The sequence below is a fragment of the Stenotrophomonas sp. 3diitr2024 genome (genome assembly GCF_042136455.1).
GTDB classification, from domain to species: domain Bacteria; phylum Pseudomonadota; class Gammaproteobacteria; order Xanthomonadales; family Xanthomonadaceae; genus Stenotrophomonas; species Stenotrophomonas sepilia.
Genome location: NZ_JBHHMJ010000151.1, coordinates 1 through 16,848, shown reverse-complemented (window position 1 = coordinate 16,848; position 16,848 = coordinate 1). Strand labels below are relative to the sequence as shown.

Annotated in this window: 13 protein-coding genes; 9 read left to right on the top strand and 4 right to left on the bottom strand. The window is 64.2% G+C overall.

The genetic code is table 11. The features are described 5' to 3' along the window. From ABGA94_RS03705 to rpmH, 4 genes are all read right to left on the bottom strand, one after another. Positions 1-1,948 (bottom strand): polysaccharide deacetylase family protein (locus ABGA94_RS03705; RefSeq protein ID WP_375366422.1); only part of this gene is annotated, 1,948 nt, incomplete at its 3' end. A gap of 115 nt (positions 1,949-2,063) precedes the next feature. Then, positions 2,064-3,779, bottom strand: a complete 1,716-nt coding sequence (gene yidC, locus ABGA94_RS03700) for a membrane protein insertase YidC (RefSeq protein ID WP_005421214.1) — start codon at positions 3,777-3,779, stop codon at positions 2,064-2,066. Beyond that, positions 3,779-4,273, bottom strand: a complete 495-nt coding sequence (rnpA, locus tag ABGA94_RS03695) for a ribonuclease P protein component (protein WP_072168770.1) — start codon at positions 4,271-4,273, stop codon at positions 3,779-3,781. The genes yidC and rnpA overlap by 1 nt, the downstream gene beginning before the upstream one ends. Positions 4,274-4,278: 5 nt before the next feature. Beyond that, on the bottom strand, positions 4,279-4,419 hold the full coding sequence (gene rpmH / locus ABGA94_RS03690) for a 50S ribosomal protein L34 (RefSeq protein ID WP_005411729.1): 141 nt from the start codon (positions 4,417-4,419) through the stop codon (positions 4,279-4,281). Positions 4,420-4,674: 255 nt separating this feature from the next. Between rpmH and dnaA the strand changes: the two genes are divergently transcribed. The 9 genes from dnaA (at position 4,675) to exbB (ending at position 16,821) form a co-directional block, all read left to right on the top strand. Then, the gene (dnaA, locus tag ABGA94_RS03685) at positions 4,675-6,006 is read left to right on the top strand and encodes a chromosomal replication initiator protein DnaA (protein ID WP_049417185.1); all 1,332 of its coding nucleotides are present in this window, start codon (positions 4,675-4,677) and stop codon (positions 6,004-6,006) included. Between the two features lie 275 nt (positions 6,007-6,281). Further along, complete coding sequence (gene dnaN, locus ABGA94_RS03680; protein ID WP_005411731.1) at positions 6,282-7,382, top strand: DNA polymerase III subunit beta; 1,101 nt, start codon at positions 6,282-6,284, stop codon at positions 7,380-7,382. 987 nt (positions 7,383-8,369) lie between these two features. Then, positions 8,370-9,464, top strand: a complete 1,095-nt coding sequence (gene recF, locus ABGA94_RS03675) for a DNA replication/repair protein RecF (RefSeq protein WP_005421208.1) — start codon at positions 8,370-8,372, stop codon at positions 9,462-9,464. Positions 9,465-9,576: 112 nt separating this feature from the next. Continuing rightward, the gene (gene gyrB, locus ABGA94_RS03670; RefSeq protein WP_005421206.1) at positions 9,577-12,036 is read left to right on the top strand and encodes a DNA topoisomerase (ATP-hydrolyzing) subunit B; all 2,460 of its coding nucleotides are present in this window, start codon (positions 9,577-9,579) and stop codon (positions 12,034-12,036) included. Positions 12,037-12,103: 67 nt separating this feature from the next. After that, complete coding sequence (locus ABGA94_RS03665) at positions 12,104-12,949, top strand: CPBP family intramembrane glutamic endopeptidase (protein WP_032954741.1); 846 nt, start codon at positions 12,104-12,106, stop codon at positions 12,947-12,949. 71 nt (positions 12,950-13,020) lie between these two features. Continuing rightward, positions 13,021-13,827: a M48 family metallopeptidase gene (locus ABGA94_RS03660; RefSeq protein WP_005421202.1), complete on the top strand. Its 807-nt coding sequence runs from the start codon at positions 13,021-13,023 to the stop codon at positions 13,825-13,827. A 132-nt stretch (positions 13,828-13,959) separates the two neighbouring features. Continuing rightward, positions 13,960-15,153: a tetratricopeptide repeat protein gene (locus ABGA94_RS03655; RefSeq protein ID WP_375366419.1), complete on the top strand. Its 1,194-nt coding sequence runs from the start codon at positions 13,960-13,962 to the stop codon at positions 15,151-15,153. A gap of 254 nt (positions 15,154-15,407) precedes the next feature. Further along, the gene (locus ABGA94_RS03650) at positions 15,408-15,965 is read left to right on the top strand and encodes an energy transducer TonB (protein WP_171956535.1); all 558 of its coding nucleotides are present in this window, start codon (positions 15,408-15,410) and stop codon (positions 15,963-15,965) included. Positions 15,966-16,059: 94 nt separating this feature from the next. Then, positions 16,060-16,821 (top strand): TonB-system energizer ExbB, encoded by a 762-nt coding sequence (gene exbB / locus ABGA94_RS03645; protein ID WP_005411738.1) that lies wholly within the window; start codon positions 16,060-16,062, stop codon positions 16,819-16,821. Positions 16,822-16,848 lie beyond the last annotated feature (27 nt).

Sequence of the window (16,848 nt, the reverse complement as noted above, 5' to 3'; positions counted from 1 at the left end):
GGCCGTTGGGGCCGGCATCGGCCACCTGCTGGTCGGCACCACCGGCGGTCAGCATCTGCCGCGCGCTGCGACGCGCGTTCTCGCGCAGGAACGACGACGACGACGGGCCGCCACGGGTCAGGCCCAGGCCGCTGTAGCAGGCATCCATCACGAACATCACATGCTTGGCCTGCATGCTTTCGGCGATGTTCTGGATGTCGGTCATCGCAATCGCGTCGGTGGCGAATTCCTTCGGATCCGAATCGACCGGGATGATGTAGCCGAGGTCGCGCCCGGAGGCGAGCTGGCGGGTCGCGCCATGGCCAGCGAAGAATACGAACACGCGGTCGTTCTTCCCGGTGCGATCGTCAGCCAGGCGGTCGTGGAAGGCCGCGAGGATGTTGTTGCGCGTGGCCTGCTCGTTCTTCAGCACGATCACCTGCGAGGACGGGAAGCCGAACTGCCCGGTCAGGGTATCGGCCACCGCCTGCGCATCATGGCTGGCGTATTCCAGCTTCGGCCACTTGGCGTAGTTGTCGATGCCGACCACGATCGCCCACGACTTCTCGTAGCCGGTGGTGACGGTGGCGGCAGCGGCATCACCCTTGCGCGCACGGGCCACGGTGAAGTCGCGGCCGTTCCAGCCGGCAAACTGGTAACCCTCGGCGATCAGCCGGTCGAGGATCTGCGGCAGCGCCTTCACTGCGCGATCGTGGATGTCATGGAACAGGATGATGCCGCGCTGCTCCTTGTTCACCTGGTCGAGTACGCGCTGCACGATCGATTCCGGCACCGGGTCGGCCCAGTCCATCGAGTCGATGTTCCACATGATCGACTTCAGCCCGGCTTCGTTGAGCAGCTGCAGGCCTTCGGCATTGCGCGCGCCGTACGGGAAGCGGAACAGCGGCGCGCGCTTGCTGTCGACATCCTTCAGCAGCGTGTCGGTGTCCAGCACCTGCTGGCGCAGGGCGTCGCCGGTGGTGCGCGACAGCTGGGCGTGGGTCAGGCTGTGGTTGCCGACCGCATAGCCCTGTTCCATCAGGTTGCGGCTGATCTTCGCCATCGGGCCGAGGCTGACCTTGCCATCGGCCTCGACCTTGCCCAGGTTGCGGCCCACTTCGAAGAACACGCCCGGCACGTCGTAACGCTTGAGGATGGCCACCACTTCATCGGTGTAGGCCTTGTGCGGACCGTCGTCGAAGGTCAGCACCACGGTCTTGGCCGGCAGGTCTCGGCCGAAGATCTCGCGGTCACTGTCCTTCATCGACATCGGATACGGCTCGATCACCCCGTAGTCGCGCAGGATCGCTTCACGGCTGTAGTCCTTGTGCAGGTGGGCGATGTAGTCGTCCCACTTCTCGCGCTTCAGTTCGATGGCGCGGGTGCGCTCGAAGCGGCTGAAGATGCGGGTCAGTTCCTGGTTGTAGTTGCGCTCGATCTCATCGAGCGCTTCCAGATCCTCACCGATGCGCTGGTGCAGCTTCACCGCCGGCAGCGAGGAATCGGTGCCGACCCGCTCATGCAGGTCACGCAGCACTTCACGGAAGGCCAGGCGATCGGCGTCGAACAGTTCCGGCGCAGACTCGATGTAGTCCAGCACCGTGCCGAGAGTGGCAAAGCGCTGCGGGCTGGAACCGCGCAGCAGGGTGTCGAACTGCGCGGCGATGGTCGTGCGCTGTTCCAGGCCATCGTGGAACAGCTGCTGTCCCACACGCGTGGAGGTGCCGCGGTCGGCGGTCGACTGCTGCTCCTCGTCGGCCAGCAGCACGATGATCCGGCGGTAGGCATCGAGCTGCTTCTGCAGCGCCGCCAGCAACGGCGCAGCGGCAGGATCGGCGGCGGCCGCAGCCTGCGCGCTCGCCTGGGTGACGGTGGTCGCCGGCGCCTTCGCGTCCTTGTCGCCGCAGCCGGCAACAACCAGCGTCAACAACAGCGAAGGCAGGAACAGTCGGAACGACGACGCACGCATGGCGGACTCGAAGATGGGAGGAACGGTGTGCAGGCGATTCTAACGCCGCATGCGAAAAGCCCGCCTTGCGGCGGGCTTCTGCTGGGGTCAGCCGGCCAGCGGCCGGCTCTACCGATTACTTCTTTTTGACCGGGGCCGGAGCGGTGGTGGCCGGGACCGGCTCGCCGCCATGGCGCTTGGTCATCCACCACTGCTGCAGCAGGCCCAGGCCGCCGTTGACCACCCAGTACAGGACCAGGCCGGACGGCATGAAGGCCATCATGACGCCGAACACCAGCGGCATGAACTGCATCATCTTCTGCTGCATCGGGTCCATGCCCGGTGCCGGGGTCAGCTTCTGGGTGAACCACATCACCGCCACGTTGATCACCGGCAGGATGAAGTACGGGTCGCGTGCAGTGAGGTCCTGGATCCAGCCGAACCAGGGCGCCTGGCGCAGTTCGACCGATTCCACCAGCACCCAGTACAGGGCGAAGAAGATCGGCATCTGGATGAGGATCGGCAGGCAGCCGCCCATCGGATTGATCTTTTCCTTCTTGTACAGCTCCATCATCGCGGTCTGGAACTTCTGGCGGTCATCGCCATAGCGTTCCTTCAGCTGCGCGATGCGCGGCTGGAAGCGACGCATCTTGGCACCGCTCTTGTACTGGGTCGCCGACAGCGGGTACAGCACCAGCTTCAGCAGCACCACCAGGCCGACGATCGCCCAGCCCCAGTTGCCGACCAGCTTGTGCACCTGGTTCAGCACCCAGAACAGGCCCTGGCCGATCACCGCCATCATCGAGAAGCGGCTGTAGTCGACCACGCGGTCCAGGCCCGGCACGTCTTCCTTGGCAATCAGGTTGACCAGCTTCGGGCCGACCCACAGGCGGGCTTCGGTGCTGGTGGACTGGCCCGGGGCCACGGTGAAGGCCGGGCCACGCGCTTCGATCAGGTCACGACCGGCCACCTGCGACAGTACGTAGTGTGCGGTCTGGTCCTTCTGCGGGATCCAGGCGGTGAAGAAGTGGTGCTGCAGCATCGCCAGCCAGCCGCCGGTGATGTTCTGGTTGAGCGTGCCGTCTTCCAGGTAGTCCTTGAACGCACGACGCTGGTACTTCTTGTCGTTGTCGTACCAGGTGGCACCGTTGAAGCTGAAGGAGTCCGGGTTGGTCATGCTCCGCGACAGGATGGTCGGGGTGCGGTCCAGGGTGCGGTAGACGTAGCCGTTCCACGGCGCGGCGCCGGCATTGCTGACTTCGTCCTTGAAGCGCACGGCGTACTCGTTGCGCGAGACAGTCAGGGTGCGCTTGATGGTCACGCCGTTGTCGGCAGTCCACACGAACGGGATCTGCAGCTCGTTCTGGCCCTTGGCCAGCACGAAGTCCTTGGTGTCACCGACCAGCTTGAAGCCGTCGGCGCCGGGAACCGGGGTGTTCTTGTCTTCGCTGGCCCAGCCACTGATCGCGCTGTACGGATGCGCGGGGTCTTCGGTCAGCAGGCGAACCGGCGGGCTGCCTTCGTCCTTGGTCTGCGGGAACTGCAGCAGCTCGGCGTCGAGCACGCGGCCACCATCAAGCACCAGGCGCAGCACGTCGGTGGTGACGGTCACGCGCTGGCTGGCCGGGGTGGCACTGGCCTGCGCCTGCACAGCGGCCTGGCCCGGGGCGCCCGGGACCTGTGCACTGGGAATGCTGCCCGAGGCAGCGCCCGGAACACTCTGTACGGCAGCCGGGGCCGACGTGGTCGTCGGTGGCGGGGTCGGAGCAGCCTTTTCACGGCTCCACTCCATCCACAGCAGCACGGCCACCATCAGCCAGGCAAAAATGAGGAATACGCGGGTCTGGTTCATCAGCGGACAGGCTCGGCGGGGCCGGGACGCGATGCCGGCTCGGTCAAAGAAGGAGTTGCGATGCCATCAGGCGGCGGCATTGTGCCGTCCACGCCCGGCGCGGGCAATGCACGCAGGCGACGCAGCAGGCGCAGGAAGGCCTGGCGGATCTCGTCGTTGCTGGCGGAACGCGCAGCACTACGGGCCACGACGACGAAGTCGCCTGGCTGGATATCGGTACGTGTCTGACGCAGGATGTCGCGCAGGACGCGCTTGATCCGGTTACGCCCAACGGCGTTCGGATCGACCTTGCGGGAAACCGCCAGACCCAGCCTGGCCGGCCGGTCAGCCGGCAGCCAGTGCAGGGTCATCAGCGGATCGGACACACGGCGGGCGCCGTTGAAGACCGTTGAGTATTCGGCACGCGTGCGAACCCGCGCAGAGCGAGGGAATCGCTTGCGCGGGTCTGCAGTATTCACTGTCGAAGGGATTGCGTCTGCCGCAGGGTGCGGCATGGCAATCAGGCGCTCAGGACTTTGCGGCCCTTGGCGCGGCGACGCGACAGGATCTTGCGGCCGTCAGCGGTCTTCATACGGGCACGGAAGCCGTGGTCGCGCTTACGCTTGAGGTTGCTGGGCTGGTAGGTGCGCTTCGTGGCCATTGGGGGCCTCTCGTATGAATGGGACGGAAAGAACCGGAAATTCTAGAGAGGTCTCCCCCCTCACGTCAACCCCTGGGGACTACGCGAATTCACCGGGCTGTGCAATAGCTGTGGATGTTTTTGTGAATAAGTGGGGGACAAGCATTCCGAAGGCGGGCGCTCGGTGGTAGTCTGAGCCATCCATTTCCCCCCTTTCCGGCCTGTGTTTGGGCGCCTTGTCGCGTCCATGCCCCGGCCACCGGACGATTATTGCTGATGGATGCCTGGTCCCGTAGTCTCGAGCGCCTCGAAGCGGAGTTCCCGCCGGAAGACGTTCATACCTGGTTGAAGCCGCTGCAGGCCGATCTGCGCGTGGACAGCCTGGTGCTGTATGCACCGAATGCCTTCATCGTCGACCAGGTCCGCGAGCTGTACCTGGCCCGGATCCGTGAACTGCTGGCTCACTTCGCCGGTTTCAGCGACGTTTTTCTTGAAATCGGCTCGCGCCCGCGCCCCGTGGAGGCGCAGAACGCGCCGGTTTCCACGTCGTCGGCGCCTGTGTCCAGCGAACCGCAGGTGCCGTTCGCCGGCAACCTGGACAATCACTACACCTTCGCCAACTTCGTCGAAGGCCGCAGCAACCAGCTGGGCCTGGCCGCTGCCTTCCAGGCAGCGCAGAAGCCGGGCGACCGCGCCCACAACCCGCTGCTGCTGTACGGAGGCACCGGCCTGGGCAAGACCCACCTGATGTTCGCCGCCGGCAACGCGATGCGCCAGGCCAATCCAGGCGCGAAGGTGCTGTACCTGCGTTCGGAACAGTTCTTCAGCGCCATGATCCGGGCCCTGCAGGAAAAGACCATGGATCAGTTCAAGCGCCAGTTCCAGCAGGTGGACGCGCTGTTGATCGATGACATCCAGTTCTTCGCCGGCAAGGACCGCACGCAGGAAGAGTTCTTCCACACCTTCAACGCGTTGTTCGATGGCAAGCAGCAGATCATCCTGACCTGCGACCGCTATCCTCGCGAGGTCGAAGGCCTGGAAGCGCGCCTGAAGTCGCGGCTTGCCTGGGGCCTGTCGGTCGCGATCGAACCGCCGGACTTCGAGACCCGCGCCGCGATCGTGCTGGCCAAGGCGCGCGAACGCGGTGCCGAGATTCCCGATGATGTTGCGTTCCTGATCGCCAAGAAGATGCGCTCCAACGTGCGCGACCTCGAGGGCGCGCTCAATACCCTGACCGCCCGCGCCAACTTCACCGGCCGCGCGATCACCACCGAATTCGCCCAGGAAACCCTGCGCGACCTGCTGCGCGCCCAGCAGCAGGCGATCAGCATTCCCAACATCCAGAAAACCGTTGCCGACTACTACGGCCTGCAGATCAAGGATCTGCTGTCGAAGCGTCGGACCCGCTCGCTCGCTCGCCCCCGCCAGGTCGCCATGGCCCTGACCAAGGAACTGACCGAGCACAGCCTGCCCGAGATCGGCGACGCCTTTGCCGGTCGCGATCACACCACGGTGCTGCATGCCTGCCGCCAGATCCGGACCCTGATGGAAACCGACGGCAAGCTCCGCGAAGACTGGGACAAGCTGATCCGGAAGCTGAGCGAATGATGCACGGATGCCGATGAGGCGTCATCGCACAAAACGGTGCAGAATCCGGTAGCAAGCGCGGGACACGTTGTGGATAAAAATGGCGTCTGAAATCCCGTCGAATTTATCCACAGCTTTCCCCACCCCTTGGGGGTCGGTAATACAGAGGGTTTCGATGCCTGAAACTCCTTTATTTACAAAGACTTAGCATTGTTTTCCAGCGATTCTGTCTCTACCAGCACCACCAAGCTTTTGATTTATTCCACATTTTTTAAAGCATAGGGGCACGGAACCACATGCGTTTCACACTGCAGCGCGAAGCCTTTCTCAAGCCGTTGGCACAGGTCGTCAACGTGGTCGAACGCCGCCAGACCCTTCCGGTTCTGGCCAATTTCCTGGTCCAGGTGCAGAACGGCCAGCTGTCGCTGACCGGTACCGACCTGGAAGTGGAGATGGTGTCGCGGATCGCGGTTGAAGACGCCCAGGACGGCGAAACCACCATTCCCGCCCGCAAGCTGTTCGAGATCATCCGCGCCCTGCCCGATGGCAGCCGGATCACCGTCTCGCAGACCGGAGACAAGATCACCGTGCAGGCCGGTCGTAGCCGCTTCACCCTGGCAACCCTGCCCTCCAATGACTTCCCGTCGGTTGACGAAGTGGAAGCCACTGAGCGCGTGGCCATCGGCGAAGCGACCCTGAAGGAGCTCATCGAGCGCACCGCGTTCGCGATGGCGCAGCAGGACGTGCGCTATTACCTCAATGGCCTGCTGTTCGATCTGCGCGGTGACGCCCTGCGTACCGTTGCCACCGACGGCCACCGTCTGGCGCTGTGTGAAACCGACCTGGCCAAGCCGAGCGGTTCCAAGCGCCAGATCATCGTGCCGCGCAAGGGCGTGACCGAGCTGCAGCGCCTGCTGGAAAGTGGTGATCGCGAGATCGAGCTGGAAGTCGGCCGCAGCCACGTCCGCGTCAAGCGCGACGATGTCACCTTCACCTCCAAGCTGATCGACGGCCGCTTCCCGGATTACGAAGCGGTGATTCCGATCGGTGCCGACCGTGAAGTGAAGGTTGATCGTGAAGCGCTGCGCGCCTCGCTGCAGCGCGCTGCGATCCTGTCCAACGAGAAGTACCGCGGCATCCGCGTGGAAGTGTCGCCGGGCAACCTGAAGATCAGCGCGCACAACCCGGAGCAGGAGGAAGCCCAGGAAGAGATCGAAGCCGATACCACGGTCAGCGATCTGGCCATCGGCTTCAACGTGAACTACCTGCTGGATGCCCTCTCCGCCCTGCGCGATGAGGAAGTCATCATCCAGCTGCGCGACTCCAACTCCTCGGCGCTGGTGCGTGAGTCCAGCAGCGAGAAGTCGCGTCACGTGGTGATGCCGCTGCGTCTCTGACAGCAGCGCTGTTCCACGTGGAACCGAACGACGCCCGGGATTTTCCCGGGCGTTTTTTTTACGTTCCACGTGGATCATCGGGCTGAACCCTTTCCAGCACGGATTTCGAACGGACAGCATTTTCCTTGATGGACCCGGTTGCGTGCGCTTTGCTTCCCAGGCCGAACTGGCGACGGGACTTTGAGTCGATGCCAGGGACTGCCTCCGAATCATGTTTGATCGGGGCCGGTACCTGGGGTCTCAACGCAGTTGCTATGGACCTGGCTGGTCGGATGCCGAAGCGCATCCACGCTGCGGCGACCGTGCTCGCTGTTCCTGAAATCCTCTCTGTCCACAGGACCCATTCGGGACAGATCGGGCCAAGCCTAGCTTCTAAATCTGGGTATAAATCTAAAGCATGGTGGTGATGGTAGAGCCAGATTTCGTGGAAAATTGTGTTATCTGCATGATTTAAAAGGAATTTATGAGCGTGAAACCCCCTGTATAGAGGCGCCTCAGGCTGGGGGGGAACCTGTGGATAGTTTCCAGACCCAGGCAAAAGGGCTTTTTTATCCACAAATTGCCCATACCTTGTGTATAAGTCATACAGCCCCGCTGTGGACAGCGTGAAACGAATGGTCCGGATTCTTTGAAATCTGTGGAACCTCGCAGTGCATCGGATCTCAGATTTGGAGGAATCCGGGCGCCCGCCCGCTCACCCGGCCGGGCAAGCGCTCATCAAACACCTGCGGCAGTGGTCCTGAAATCGTTGAAATCTGGCGGGCCACGCCCCGCAACCCTGTGCAGAATTGAAGGAATTTCAGCTGCGTCCGGAGCTGGAAACGGGCATGCCGGTGAACCGGTGCCACGTGGAACCCGCGATCAGTTGGTGCGCGGGAGCTTCTGCTCCGCATCGATGCGGGTGCAGCGCGTCCGGCTTGACCGATGCAGTAAGCTGATGGATTCCCTTCCCCTCTACCGCCTCGAGCGGATGGTCGTTCGCGCCCCATGCTTATCCGCCGCCTCGCCTTGCACCAACTGCGTCGCTTCAGTGCGGTGGATCTCTTGCCCCAGCCGGGGCTGAACCTGCTCACTGGCGACAACGGTGCCGGCAAGACCAGCGTGCTGGAGGCCCTGCATCTGATGGCCTATGGCCGGAGCTTCCGCGGCAGGGTTCGCGATGGACTGGTGCGCCAGGGCCAGGAGGCGCTGGAGATCTTCGTGGAATGGGACGAACAGCGTGCCGACCACGCGCCGCATCGCCGAAAGGCCGGCCTGCGCCACAGTGGGCAGGACTGGAAGGGACGATTGGACGGTGAAGATGTGGCTCAGCTCGGCAACCTCTGCGCAGCGCTGGCGGTAGTGACGTTTGAGCCCGGCAGCCATGCGCTGGTCAGCGGCGGTGGCGAGCCCCGCCGTCGCTTTCTGGATTGGGGTTTGTTCCACGTGGAACCTGATTTCCTGTCCTTGTGGCGCCGCTATTCAAGGGCGCTGAAGCAGCGCAATGCCCTGCTCAAGCAGGGCGGCCCGTCGCGGATGCTGGACACCTGGGATCACGAGTTGGCTGAGGCCGGAGAGCCCCTTACCAGCCGGCGTCAGCACTACCTCGAGCGGCTGCAGCAGCGTGCCGTGGCGCTGGCTGCCAGTTTGGCGCCGCAACTCGGCATCCAGGCCCTGGAACTCAGTCCGGGCTGGCGTCGGCATGAGCTTCCCCTGGCAGATGCTCTGCTTCTGGCCCGGGATCGTGACCGCCAGGCCGGGTACACCTCGGTTGGGCCGCACCGGGCGGACTGGAGCGTGGATTTCCACAGCATTCCTGGTCGCGATGCATTGTCACGCGGTCAGGCCAAGCTGACCGCATTGGCGTGCCTGCTGGCGCAGGCCGAGGACTATGCAGAACAGCGCGGCGAATGGCCGGTGATCGCATTGGACGATCTGGCCTCCGAACTGGATCGGACCCACCAGGCGCGGGTATTGGAGCGCCTGCTCACCGGCCCGGCGCAGATCTTCGTCACCGCTACTGAGCCTCCGGCGGCCCTGCAGGAATTGACCCAGATCGCTCGGTTCCACGTGGAACATGCACAGATCGTGGCTGTGCCATAGTGGGCACATCAGGGCCACTCGACCCCGGCTGGTATAATTCGGGTTGGAATCCTTTCATTCTCGGCACATCGCCCCAAGCGGTGCCCGACCTGCGGAGCCTACGGCAAGCGCAATGAGCGACGAACAGAACACCCCGGCAAACAACGGCAATTACGACGCCAACAGCATTACCGCCCTGGAAGGCCTGGAGGCTGTCCGCAAGCGACCCGGCATGTACATCGGTGACGTGCATGACGGCACCGGTCTGCACCACATGGTGTTCGAGGTTGTCGACAACTCGATTGACGAAGCGCTGGCCGGCCACGCCGACCATGTCGCGGTGACGATCCACGCTGACGGCTCGGTCTCGGTGTCCGACAACGGTCGCGGCATTCCGACCGGCAAGCACGAGCAGATGAGCGCCAAGCTCGGTCGCGAGGTCTCCGCCGCCGAGGTGGTGATGACCGTCCTGCATGCAGGCGGCAAGTTCGACGACAACAGCTACAAGGTTTCCGGCGGCCTGCACGGCGTCGGCGTCAGCGTGGTCAACGCGCTGTCGCAGAAGCTGCTGGTGGACGTGTTCCAGAACGGCTCCCACTACCAGCAGGAATTCAGCAACGGCGCAGCCGTGACCCCGCTCGCCAAGCTGGAAGCCACCACCAAGCGTGGCACCACCGTGCGCTTCTGGCCGTCCACCGTCGCCTTCCACGACAACGTGGAATTCCACTACGACATCCTGGCCCGCCGTCTGCGCGAGTTGTCGTTCCTGAACTCCGGCGTCAAGATCGTCCTTGCCGACGAGCGTGGCGACGGCCGTCGCGATGACTTCCACTACGAAGGCGGCATCCGCAGCTTCGTGGAGCATCTGGCCCAGCTGAAGACCCCGCTGCACCCGAATGTCATCTCCGTCACCGGCGAGCACAACGGCATCGTCGTGGAGGTGGCGCTGCAGTGGACCGACTCCTACCAGGAGACGATGTACTGCTTCACCAACAACATCCCGCAGAAGGACGGCGGTACCCACCTCGCCGGTTTCCGCGGTGCGTTGACCCGCGTGCTCAACAACTACATCGAGCAGAACGGCATCGCCAAGCAGGCCAAGATCAACCTGACCGGCGACGACATGCGCGAAGGCATGATCGCGGTGCTGTCGGTGAAGGTGCCGGATCCCAGCTTCTCCAGCCAGACCAAGGAGAAGCTGGTCAGCTCCGACGTGCGTCCGGCGGTGGAAAACGCCTTCGGTGCGCGCCTGGAAGAGTTCCTGCAGGAAAACCCGAACGAAGCCAAGGCGATTGCCGGCAAGATCGTCGACGCCGCGCGTGCACGTGAAGCCGCCCGCAAGGCCCGCGACCTGACCCGCCGCAAGGGCGCGCTGGACATCGCCGGCCTGCCGGGCAAGCTGGCCGACTGCCAGGAAAAGGATCCGGCGCTGTCCGAACTGTTCATCGTCGAGGGTGACTCGGCAGGTGGCTCGGCCAAGCAGGGCCGCAACCGAAAGAACCAGGCGGTGCTGCCGCTGCGCGGCAAGATCCTCAACGTGGAACGCGCGCGCTTCGACCGCATGCTGTCCTCCGACCAGGTCGGTACGCTGATCACCGCGCTGGGCACCGGCATTGGCCGTGACGAGTACAACCCGGACAAGCTGCGTTACCACAAGATCATCATCATGACCGACGCCGACGTCGACGGCGCCCACATCCGCACCCTGCTGCTGACGTTCTTCTACCGTCAGATGCCGGAGCTGATCGAGCGCGGTTACGTCTACATCGGCTTGCCGCCGCTGTACAAGATCAAGCAGGGCAAGCAGGAGCTGTACCTGAAGGATGATCCGGCGCTGGACAGCTACCTGGCCAGCAGTGCGGTGGAAAACGCCGCGCTGGTGCCGGCCACCGGCGAACCGGGCATCGAAGGCCTGGCACTGGAGAAGCTGCTGCTGGCGTACGCCGCCGCGCTCGATTCCATCGAACGCAACGCGCACCGCTATGACCGCAACCTGCTCGAAGCGCTGGTCGATTTCGTGCCGATGGACATGGACAGCCTGCGCAATGCGGGCGAAGGCGAAGGCCTGGATGCGCTGGCCAAGCGCCTCAACCAAGGCAGCCTGGGCAGCCCGCGTTTCAGCCTGGAACTGCAGGACGCCAACGAGGAACGCCCCGCCGCTGTGCTGGTGACCCGTCGCCACATGGGCGAGGAGCACATCCAGGTGCTGCCGATGTCGGCGTTCGAGAGTGGCGAACTGCGTGCGATCCACCAGGCCTCCAAGCTGCTGCACGGCCTGGTGCGCGAAGGTGCAACGATTTCCCGCGGCGCCAAGTCGATCGAAGTCGACAGCTTCGCGAAGGCGCAGAACTGGCTGCTCGAGGAGGCCAAGCGCGGCCGCCAGATCCAGCGATTCAAGGGTCTGGGTGAAATGAATCCGGAGCAGTTGTGGGATACCACAGTGAACCCGGAGACCCGTCGCCTGCTGCAGGTGCGCATCGAGGATGCGGTCGCTGCCGACCAGATCTTCAGCACCCTGATGGGCGATGTCGTCGAGCCGCGTCGCGACTTCATCGAAGACAATGCGCTGAAAGTCGCCAACCTGGATATCTGACACAATCGGGACCTGGCCGGTGCGCGGGGAGCTGCACCGGCCTTCGTCCCTTGAACACAGGTACCTGATGTCCGCATCCACCCCGGTCTCCGCCGCCCCGCCCCCGGTTCCGCCGGTGTCTACCCCACCGCGCGCCGTGGCACCGTTGGCAGGCTTCTTCATCGACCTGGGCATCGCCGCCGTTACCCTGGTCGGCCTGAGCATGGTCTCCGGCCTGTTCTGGGGCTTCTACCGTGCAATCGTGGTCAGCCGCGCCAACGCGGAGGCCAATGGCGGACTGACACCTGACGCTGTCGGCGCGGCAGTGGGCCAGCCCGGTGCCCTGGCGCAGATCCTGATGGCCCTGATCGCCACCGGTGGCGCCGCGCTGCTGCTGTACTTCTGGCGACGCCCGGCAAGCGCCGGCGAACGCATGGCGTCGCGACAGGCGTTGCTGCGGCCGTCCACCTGGGGCTGGACCCTGCTGGTGGCCACGCTGATCGTGCTCGGCAGCAACGGCATCGCCTTCCTTTCCAAGCAGTTCGGCATCGAGCCGGTGCCCACCAACGTGGAACTGATGCAGAGCGCGATCGCTCGCTTCCCGCTGTTCCTGGTGCTGTTTGCGGTCGTCCTCGCCCCCGCCTACGAAGAGCTGCTGTTCCGCCGCGTCCTGTTCGGGCGCCTGTGGCAAGCCGGCCGCCCCTGGCTGGGCCTGATCCTCAGCAGCCTGGCGTTCGCCCTGGTCCATGAAGTGCCCGGTGTCAGCAAGAACTCGCTGCTCGGCATGGCGCAGCTGTGGCTGGTGTACGGTGGCATGGGCGCCGCCTTCTGCTGGCTGTACCGCCGCACCGGCACCCTGTGGGCGGCGATTGCCGCGCATGCGCTGAACAACGCGGTTGCGCTCGCCGCGATGGTGTTCTTGGGGTCAACGTAACGCCGTGCCCGCTTGACGAAAGATTAAGCAGGTACGCTACACACTGCGCACATGAACACGGGGGCGGACCCATGAAACAACTGCTGCTGGCTCTAGTCATCACCACCTTGGTCAGTGCCTGTGCAACCACCACCTCGCCAACCGGACGACGGCAGATGGTGGGCGGTGTGTCGCAGGCACAGCTTGACCAGCTCGGTGCGCAGGCGTTTGCCGAGACCAAGCAGAAAGAGAAGATCAGCACCGATGGCCGCCAGAACGGCTACGTGCAGTGCGTGGTCAATGCGCTGGTCGCACAGCTGCCGCCTCAGTACCGTGGGGTACGGTGGGAGACTGCCGTATTCGTCGACAAGGAACCCAACGCCTTTGCCCTGCCCGGCGGCAAAGTGGGCGTGAACACCGGCATCTTCACCGTCGCCAGGAACCAGGACCAGTTGGCTGCCGTGATCGGTCATGAGATCGGCCACGTGATCGCGCGTCACCACGAGGAACGCATTACCCGGCAGATGGGCGCGCAGACCGGCCTGGCCGTGCTGGGCGCGCTGGCCGGTGCCGCCTATGGCGATGGTGCCGCCAATACGGTCAATCAGCTGGGCGGCATGGGCGCGCAGGCGGCCTTCCTGTTGCCCGGCTCGCGGACCCAGGAAAGCGAGGCGGACGTGATCGGCCAGCGGCTGATGGCGCAGGCCGGATTCAACCCGGCCCAGGCCGTGGATCTGTGGCAGAACATGATGGCCGCCAGCGGCGGTCGAAGCCCGCAATGGCTGTCCACCCACCCCGATCCGGCCAACCGGATCCAGGAGCTGCGACGCGACGCGCCGGGCCTGGCGCCGGTCTATCAGCAGGCCCAGGCGGCCGGGCTGCGGCCAAAGTGCGGATGAGTGCGCAGTTCTATGCTGTATTGCAGCACATAAAACGATTTCTCACGCCATCTGTTTCTGATACGTTTGGCGGCTCAGATTTTTCTGACAGTCCGACTTTGCCGCTATCCGGCGGTTCGATCGAGGTGAACGATGATTTTCCGTAACCACAAAGCTGTGCTTTCCGTCCTCGTCGCGACCGCCCTGACCGGCGCCGTGGTCACCGATGCCTTCGCGCAGTCCTCGCGTTCCTCCGACCGTGGCAGCCGCGGCGGCAGCAGCAAGCAGGCCAAGGCCGAACCGCTGTACCCGAATGCGACCCGCCAGGAGCCGACCGCCAAGGCCTCGGCCAAGATGGGCAGCAAGCTGCAGAAAATGATCGACAGCTACAACAAGGAAAAGTTCCCGGAGACGCGCACGCAGGCTGACGCGATCCTGGCTGACAGCGCCTCCAACGAGTACGACAAGTCGCTGGCCGCGCAGCTGGCCTCGCAGGCCGCCTACCAGACCGACGACACCCCGGCCGCCATCGCCTACCTGAAGCAGGTCATCCAGTTCAACGGCCTGGACAACAACGGCCACTTCCAGTCGATGCTGATGCTGGGCCAGCTGCAGCTGCAGGAAGACCAGACTGCCGAAGGCCTGGCCACCCTGGACAAGTACTTCGCCGAGAGCAAGTCGACCAAGCCGGAAGAGCTGATCGCCAAGGGCCAGGCGCTGTACCAGCTGGAGCGCTACCAGGAAGCGATCCCGGTGCTGAAGCAGGCCATCGCGGGCGCTGCCGAGCCGAAGGACAACTGGAACCAGCTGCTGATGGCGGCCCTTTCCGAAGCCGGCCAGACCGGTGAGGCCGTGCAGGCCGCAGAAGCGCTGGCGGCCAAGAACCCGTCGGACAAGAAGGCCCAGCTGAATCTGGCCAACATGTACATGCAGGCTGACCAGATGCCGAAGGCCGCCGCGGTGATGGACAAGCTGCGCAGCAGCGGCCAGCTCACCGAAGAGCGCGAGTACAAGCAGCTGTACTCGATCTATGCCAACACCGAGAACAAGGAAAAGGACGTCATCGCGGTCATCAACGAAGGGTTGCAGAAGGGCATCCTGAAGCCGGATTACCAGGTCTACCTGGCGCTGGCCCAGTCCTACTACTACTCCGACCAGGTGCCGCAGGCGATCGATGCGTGGCAGAAGGCCGCCCCGCTCTCCAAGGACGGTGAGACCTACCTGAACCTGGCACGCGTCCTGCATGCCGAAGGTCGCATCCCCGAGGCCAAGCAGGCCGCCCAGCAGGCGCTGGCGAAGGGCGTGAAGAACCAGGCTGATGCCAAAAAAATCATCAACCTGAAGTAAGTAGGAATAACGCCTGAATGCCTGCTCAGTTGATGCGCAGGCGCTCAGGATTGGTATAAGCTTGGAGGTTCCTGCGGTGTCATGCACCGCTGATCAGGGATCCCGCCCCCGGGATTCCGGCCCCACTATTGAGCTCTTGGCGCATGACGGAACAACTAGTCGTTCACCGGTACGAACAACCCGATGACAAGGGGCTGAGCTGGCCTCGCATCGTCGGCATCGCGTTTGTAATTGCCCTGCATCTGGCCGCCTTCATGATGCTCCTGATTCCCGCCGTGGCTCCCAAGGCCGTCGCGGAGAAGGAGCGCAACGTCATGGTGACCATCGTCGACGCGCCGCCGCCGCCCCCACCGCCGCCGCCGCCGCCGCCGCCGCAGGATACTCCGCCACCGCCGGTGAAGAATCTGTCGCCGCCGAAGCCGTCGCCCGTACCGCCGCCGCCGCAGGCGCCGGTTGTCGACGTGCCGGAGCCGCGCCCGAACGATATCGTCACCCCGCCGTCGCCTCCGGCGCCGCCGGCACCGCCGACCTCGATCGAGGCCAGCGTGGACATCTCGTCGAAGGCCATGAATCCGCCGCGCTACCCGCCGGCAGCCTTCCGCGCAGGTATCCAGGGCGAAGTGATCCTGATCATTGATGTCGATGCCAGCGGCAACGTCACCAATGTCACGGTGGAAAAGTCCAGCCGTAACCGCGACCTGGACCGTGCTGCGATGGAAGCGGCTCGCAAGTGGCGCTTCAACGCCGCTGAAGCAGGCGGTAAGAAGACGGCAGGTCGCGTTCGCGTCCCGGTCAACTTTGCGCTGAACTGATGCGCCCGGGTGGCCGCCTGGCCACCCCCGCTCCCGGTTCGATTGTTTAGCTTAGCTACACCCTTTATCACCACACACAACAAAGGTAAGCGTCATGCTGCAGGAAATTTTCATCGCCGCTGCTGCCGGGGGCAATCCGTCCAACGCCCTGTCGCAGATGGGCTTCGAGCACCTGATCCACGAAATGACCACCAAGCCGGGTGATTTCGCGGTTTCCTGGGTCGTGCTGCTGACCCTGATCGCCATGTCGGCCATGTCCTGGTACTGGACCGTCATCAACATCTTCCGTGCCACCCGCCTGAAGAGCGCCGCTGATCGCGTCGTCAGCCTGTTCTGGGACACCCCGAACGCGCAGGACGCCATCCGTGCGATGGAAGAGCAGCCGGCTTCGGAGCCGTTCTCGAAGATCGCCCTGGACGCTGCCCAGGCAGCCGCCCACCACCAGCGCGCTGAAGGCGGTGCTACCGGCGGCGTCGGTGAGAACCTGAGCCGTTCGGAGTTCGTCGACCGCGCTCTGCGTCAGGCCGTCACCCGCGAAAGCAACAAGCTGCAGTCGGGCATGACCCTGCTGGCCACCGTCGGCGCGACCGCTCCGTTCGTAGGTCTGCTGGGTACCGTGTGGGGCATCTACGGCGCGCTGATCAAGATCGGTGCCACCGGCTCCGCTTCGATCGACGCCGTTGCCGGCCCGGTGGGTGAAGCGCTGATCATGACCGCGATCGGTCTGTTCGTCGCAATCCCGGCCGTGTTCGCCTTCAACTTCTTCAGCAAGATCAACAGCGCGACCATCAGCAAGTTCGATACCTTCGCGCACGACCTGCACGACTTCTTCGCCACCGGTTCGCGCGTCCGCTGATTGCGGCGCGCGTCACCCAGCGACGAA